This window comes from Paragemmobacter kunshanensis (genome assembly GCF_011059185.1).
Lineage (GTDB): Bacteria > Pseudomonadota > Alphaproteobacteria > Rhodobacterales > Rhodobacteraceae > Paragemmobacter > Paragemmobacter kunshanensis.
Map to the genome: position 1 here is coordinate 1 of NZ_JAALFE010000067.1, position 2,646 is coordinate 2,646.

3 protein-coding genes are annotated in these 2,646 nt (G+C 64.2%); 1 reads left to right on the forward strand and 2 read right to left on the reverse strand.

What is annotated here, in order from left to right:
- Positions 1-150 precede the first annotated feature (150 nt).
- The gene (locus tag G5V65_RS21610; protein ID WP_165054637.1) at positions 151-1,527 is read right to left on the reverse strand and encodes a site-specific DNA-methyltransferase; all 1,377 of its coding nucleotides are present in this window, start codon (positions 1,525-1,527) and stop codon (positions 151-153) included.
- A gap of 391 nt (positions 1,528-1,918) precedes the next feature.
- Between G5V65_RS21610 and G5V65_RS21615 the strand changes: the two genes are divergently transcribed.
- Positions 1,919-2,320, forward strand: coding sequence for a hypothetical protein (locus G5V65_RS21615; protein ID WP_165054640.1), 402 nt, complete (start codon positions 1,919-1,921; stop codon positions 2,318-2,320).
- A gap of 164 nt (positions 2,321-2,484) precedes the next feature.
- On the opposite strand, the gene G5V65_RS22550 is transcribed toward G5V65_RS21615, so the two are convergent.
- Complete coding sequence (locus G5V65_RS22550; RefSeq protein ID WP_343162884.1) at positions 2,485-2,646, reverse strand: DUF6362 family protein; 162 nt, start codon at positions 2,644-2,646, stop codon at positions 2,485-2,487.

The following is a 2,646-nucleotide window of genomic DNA, read 5'->3' on the forward strand; positions in this document are numbered from 1 at the left end:
TCGACATGGCCCACAGCACGATATCCGGGGATGGCGATGGCGAGCCCGAGATCGAGCCCGCCAGCGCCGGAGCAGAGCGAGAGGCCAAAGAGGCATGCGTCTCCGGTCCCGGAAGCGCGTCCGGAGGAAGATAAAGCCAGGTCATGCATGTCACGCGGCGGTCTTGCGCTTTCGCGCGGGTTCGGGAGCGGCGTCCGGGTCCGGCGTATCGGCCCGGGCCCCGGCATCATCGCCCAGCCGCTCGGTTCTCACCTCGGCGAAGGTCCGACCGTCACCGTCGAGGATCGCGTCGCGGCCGGTCTCGGCCTGCCAGCGCTCGACCGCGACATCGACATAGGCCGGGCTGATTTCCATCGCGAAGACGCGGCGGCCATTGGCTTCACCTGCCATGATCTGCGAGCCCGAACCTGAGAACGGCTCATAGCAGAGGCCGCCTCGGGCAACGTGCTGGCGCATCGGGATGCCGAAGGCGTCGAGCGGCTTCGGCGTCGGATGGTCGGGCCGGTCGTCCTTGGTGAAGCTGGGCATCTCCCACGTCGAGGGGAGCGTCTGCTCGGCGACCTTCGGCGGGCGGTTCGGACGGCGCCAGCCCATGAAGCAAGGCTCGTGCTTCCAGAGGTAATGGGAGCGGGTGAGGACGCCCCGATCCTTCACCCAGATGATCTGCTGATGGACGAAGGCCCCCGCCTTTTCCCAGCAGGCTTCCAGCATCGCCTGGCGGCGCGAGGCGTGCCAGCAATACCACGCGGCGTCGTCAGTGATGGCTTCCGCGACGGCGGCGGAAATGAAGCCGTCGTAAAGCTCGGCCCCCTGCGAACTGTCGTCCCAGGTCGTGCCGTAGGACGCCGACCAATCCTTGTTCCGTGTCGGGTGGTTCGAGCCATCGTAGTCCACCAGATAGGGCGGGTCGGTCGCGAACAGGATCGCCCGCTCGCCGTTCATCAGGCGGCGGACATCATCGTGGCTGGTGCTGTCGCCGCACAGGAGGCGATGGTCGCCGAGGATCCAGAGATCGCCGATAAGCGACGCCGGATTGCGCGGCGGTTCGGGGATGGTCACCGGCGGCACGGAGCCCCCGGCGCCACCTTCTTGCCCGTCCCCCTCCGGCACGAAGGCCAAGAGCTTGTCCAACTCGCCATCGGAGAAACCGACAAGCGACAGGTCGAAATCCTCAGCCAAGAGGTCGTTCAGTTCGGCGGACAGCAGCGCGTCGTCCCAGGTGCCGAGTTCGGTCAGCTTGTTGTCCGCGATCCGGTACGCCCGGCGCTGCGCCTCGGTCAGGTGGCAGAGCACGATCACCGGCGCCTCAAGCAGCCCCAGTTGCGTTGCGGCCAGCACGCGCCCGTGCCCGGCGATCAGTTCCCCGTCCTCGGCGACGAGGCACGGCACGGTCCAGCCGAACTCGGCCATGCTGGCGGCGATCTTCGCGACCTGGTCCGCGCCATGGGCCTTCGCGTTGCGGGCGTAGGGCTGCAGGCGCGACAGCGGCCACATCTCGATCCGATCCGGGGCAAAGCTCAGCGTCATCGTCGGGTCAGTCCTCGGATCAGGGTGGATACCCCTGGCTTCCGGACTCCGGGGTCCAGACCGGACTCCACGCGGGGTCCAGCGGCCACCAGGGGTGTCCAGCATCAAGGGTTTGATTTTGCAGTGTTTCAGGCGGGTTCAGGTAGCGCTGGCTTCCTGGTGGCTTCCCAAAAATCCGGCCCTGTCGCTAGCGATGCGCCGCGCTTCGCCCGCCAGCATACGAATATCGCCAAGAAGGAACCACGATTTCCGCTGTTTGGCAGGGTGGACTGCGGCCGGACGCTGCGCTCGCCCTAGGAAGCTATCGGAGCGAATGCTTGTTTTGACTTGACAATAACGGCCCGCAGAGCGTGCTGCGCGGACAGAAGGAAACCAATTTGGGAGCCATCGAGTGGCCTTGCGACCGACTATTGAGATCGAAGCTGCGCTTTCATCGATTTCAAGCGACATCACAGCTTTGCTTTCACAACGCCCTGTTCCGCTAGGTAATGCTGCACCCCCAGCTACGACTGGCGTCTATGTGCTGAGCGTCGGAACCGAAATCATGTACGTCGGAGAAGCGAAAGGGCGTAAGGGCCTCAAGGATCGCCTGACTGCCAAACACATTTCCGGCGACGATAGCCATGCCATTCAGCGTGCATTCAAGATCGAGTATCCAGATCGTCTCATCCGCCGCGATCATATCAAGAAGACTGTCTTTGCTCAGTGGTTGGAGATAACGCCAGATCACCGAGTCTCGGCTGTTGAGCGGGTCTTGATCTGGATGTTCAATCCGCCGTGGAACGTCAAATAGGCCGACCAAGATTCTGCCCGAACCCTCGCTGGATACCGGGGTCCAGCGGACCCCGACAACGAAATGGGGAGAGCCGTCTCCCGACGCACTCTCCCCATCATGTCCTTCGGATAGCACGGACATGTTGCATGTGTCGAACACAAAAGTGTTGCAACACATTGGATTCACTGCGCATTCAGCCGCGCGGCGATCTTGGTCAGCGCCAGCTGCCAGCGACGCCAGGCGGTCGTGCGGTCGCAGCCGAGCTCGCCGCTGATCTGCTTCCACGGCACACGGGCCGCGCGCGACCAGACCAGCTTGCGCTCCGCCTCCTCGATCCAGAGCAC